Source organism: Mesorhizobium sp. ORS 3428 (assembly GCF_001854785.1).
Taxonomy (GTDB): domain Bacteria; phylum Pseudomonadota; class Alphaproteobacteria; order Rhizobiales; family Rhizobiaceae; genus Mesorhizobium.
In genome coordinates this window covers 1-3,096 of sequence record NZ_MDFL01000060.1, presented here as the reverse complement: position 1 = coordinate 3,096, position 3,096 = coordinate 1, and the positions used below count along the sequence as shown (strand labels likewise).

2 protein-coding genes are annotated in these 3,096 nt (G+C 59.1%); one reads left to right on the top strand and one right to left on the bottom strand.

Annotated elements, in window-relative coordinates; all coding sequences use genetic code 11:
* Positions 1 to 462: 462 nt before the first annotated feature.
* Positions 463 to 1,572, bottom strand: a complete 1,110-nt coding sequence (locus ORS3428_RS07670) for a mandelate racemase/muconate lactonizing enzyme family protein (protein WP_172833655.1) — start codon at positions 1,570 to 1,572, stop codon at positions 463 to 465.
* A gap of 444 nt (positions 1,573 to 2,016) precedes the next feature.
* On the opposite strand from ORS3428_RS07670, the gene ORS3428_RS07665 reads away from it, so the two are divergent.
* On the top strand, positions 2,017 to 2,928 hold the full coding sequence (locus ORS3428_RS07665) for a LysR family transcriptional regulator (RefSeq protein WP_071096139.1): 912 nt from the start codon (positions 2,017 to 2,019) through the stop codon (positions 2,926 to 2,928).
* The last annotated feature ends 168 nt before the right edge of the window (positions 2,929 to 3,096 follow it).

The following is a 3,096-nucleotide window of genomic DNA, read 5'->3' as shown; positions in this document are numbered from 1 at the left end:
TAGATTGTCGGCTAGCTTCCGGAAGAGTGGTCATCGCTAGCAGCGGCACCATTAGCTGGACGGGACTATGCTCATGTTGCCGGCCAGCATGATGGTCATAGTGATCATACCGTCTGGCCAATGTTCGTGCGGACGTAGGTACGCTCCACATGCATGTCGAGGAAGTGCAGGTTTGGGTCCTCCGGCTGCGCCGCCGAGTTCTTGACCTGAAAAAGGCGCAGTACCTGTGCTGTCCACCTCCCTATCGGGACAATAGACTCTGAGCTTGCGGTTGGTCTCAACCACATAGGCGTCCTCGGCCGAGGCTTCGCCGTCGTCCAGTTCCCTCGAGTAGCAAATGGTTCGGGTACCCGAGCCACGCCCTATAGAGCCAGGTTCCCGATCGGGCCAGTCCAGCTGAAATCGGCGCTCGTTCTGACCGAGATGGCTGAGGTCGATCAGCTGCCGTTAAAAAGTCTCGTGCTAATCCACGCGGAAGCGCTCTAAAACGGTCTGGTCGGGCTCGATGCCCAGGCCTGATGCGGTCGGGACAGCCAGCTTTCCGCGCGTCGGCAGTGTCGCTCCATTGTAGAACTCGGCCTCAAAGTCGCAGTAAAGCCTTTCAAGCAAGGGCACGCTGCGCTGCGCTGCGTTGAGATGGACAGTGGCAATCTGTCCCGGACCAAAGAGCGCACAATGAGGAACAAATTGGATCGCGCTCCCCTCGCAGAAGGCGGCGATCTTCATCAATTCGGTGATGCCGCCGGTTTTCGCCACGTCAGGCTGGGCGATGTCAATAGCGCCAGCGTCAGCCATGGCGACGAAATCCTGCAACGAGCCAGCATTCTCTCCGGCCGCTATCTGGTGGCGCTTCTCGGAGCGTAAACGGGCAAGGCCGCGAAAATTATCTGGTGGCCAGACAGGTTCCTCGAGCCAGAGAAGGTCAAGCCCGGCAAGCTGAGCATCCATGGCTAAGGCCTCCGACACCGACCAGGGGCAGTTCACATCAAGCATTATCGCGGCCTGCCCTCTCGCGGCCTCGCATCCCGCAGCAATCTCGGGATACGTGATCTCATGCAGCTTGATGTAGCGGTAGCCTTCTGCGATTGCGCGCGTAACGGCGCGAGCGACCCCTTCCTCGCTGTCGTAGCGCAGCAGACTTGCATAGACCTCCACTTGATCGGCAAAGGGACCGCCAAGCAGATCGACTAGCGGCGCCCCCGCCGCCTTGCCAGCGATATCCCACAGCGCAATATCGATGGCGGAGATCCCGTACATCGTTGGCCCGACGCGGCCGAAATTCTGCAAGCCGTACTCGAGCTTGTGCTTGATCTGGCCGATGCGTCGGGCTTCCTCCCCGATCACCAGCGGCAAAATGCGAGTCTCTATAAGGCTCTTGAGCGAACGGTCTTCGGTGCGCGAGAAAGCCTCGCCCCAACCGACGAGGCCGGTATCGGTCTCGAGCCTTACAAACAGAGTATCGAACGTGTTCTTCGGCGCGCTGGTGAAGGCCCAAACCGGTTTTGCGTCGGATTGAAAGGGCACAGCAACGAGCAGGCACTCAGCCTTGATGATCCGGCCAGATTGAGACAATGGCTTAGTCCTCATTTTGCTTATTTACCGGCGGTACCCTGAGTCTGCCGGGTGGGTGTCGAGTTCCAACCGGTTCGGGTCGACCGAGCCGGTTGGGCTTCCCACTCGGTTATGGCAAGATTTGCAGCTTGCCGGATCAAGCGGCTGGAGCGTTGCGACGTTATTCATCGGCAGAGTGTCAGGTCAACAGGAGAAGAGCCGCATCGCACCTCGCGATGTCCAGGCAATGGGAACGTGACGACAGCGGCGCGCCTGATGCGGACGGCTGCCCTATTGAACCGGGCTCGACGCTTTTGTCAGGCTCAGTTGACCGGCCGGCTACACGGAGCCGGGCCCAATAATCTATTCCCTTCACCGCGCCACCCCTTTCAATGAGAACGGAATGTGCGTTACAGGACCCGAAATAGAAAATACCGATTTCGCATGCGCCTATAGAGAGAGATTATGTCACTCAATCTTCACCTCCTGCGCATGTTCGCGGCCGTGGCGCGAACCGGGAGCTTTTCACGTGCGGCAGAAATTCTGAACATCAGCCAGCCGGCAGCGTCGAAGGGGGTTCGCGAATTCGAGCTGCAGGTTGGATGCCGGCTCCTTAACCGAACCGCAAAGGGGGTGGTGCCGACTGCGGAAGGATTGGCTCTGTCCCAGCATGCGGAACGGCTGTTTGCTGTGGAGCGCGCGGCCGAGCAAGAGCTTGCTGCACTGCGTGGATTGCACAACGGCTCTTTGCGGATCGGAGCCAGCACGACAATCGCAACCTATATGATCGCGCGCTACCTGGGGGTGTTCAATCGCGCCTATCCTGCCATCGACCTCCATCTTGTCAGCGCCAATACGCAAGACATTGCTGAGCAGATGGCATCTCAGGATATCGATATCGGGTTGGTGGAAGGTCCAATCGACGTGCCAAACGTCATTGCCGAACCGTGGCGGACCGACGTCATGAATCTCATTGTTGCCCCCGATCATGCTTTCGCCTCCGCAACCCAACCGATCGACGTCAAGCGGCTCGAGAACGAATTGCTCCTCGTCCGTGAACAAGGCTCCGGCACCCGAGAAGTGGTGACGCAGGCGCTCGCGTCTCGCTCTGTCGAGCCGCTCCGCACTCTGGAAGTCGGCAGCACCGCGGCGATCAAGCAGGTGGTTGCGGCCGGACTGGGCGTCTCCATAGTCTCGGCCGTAGCAGCTCGGGATCAGGTCCAGCTGGGACACTTGAGAACGGTGGCAGTGCGCGATGTCAAAATCGAACGCACGCTGTGGCGTCTCAAAGTACCTGGTCGCATCGAGACACCCGCCACTCGCATTTTCGAGAAGATGCTCAGGGACTCGAAATCATCTCCCTGGGATACAGATTAAAGCGGTTCCGGTAGCCGCCGCTCAGCCACTGCTCGCGCAAGGAGCGGCCTCACTTAAAGTCATCCAGGGGCATCGATCGCGCACGACATCATCGGTCAGGTTATCGACCCCGGCGAAGGAGTTTCCTTTCCATCACGGGCCGGAACGAAGCCAAGCTTGTAACCAAAA

What these genes read in the sequence shown, in the direction of transcription:
- ORS3428_RS07665 (WP_071096139.1), top strand. Translation starts at nt 2,017, where the DNA reads ATGTCACTCAATCTTCACCTCCTGCGCATGTTCGCGGCCGTGGCGCGA.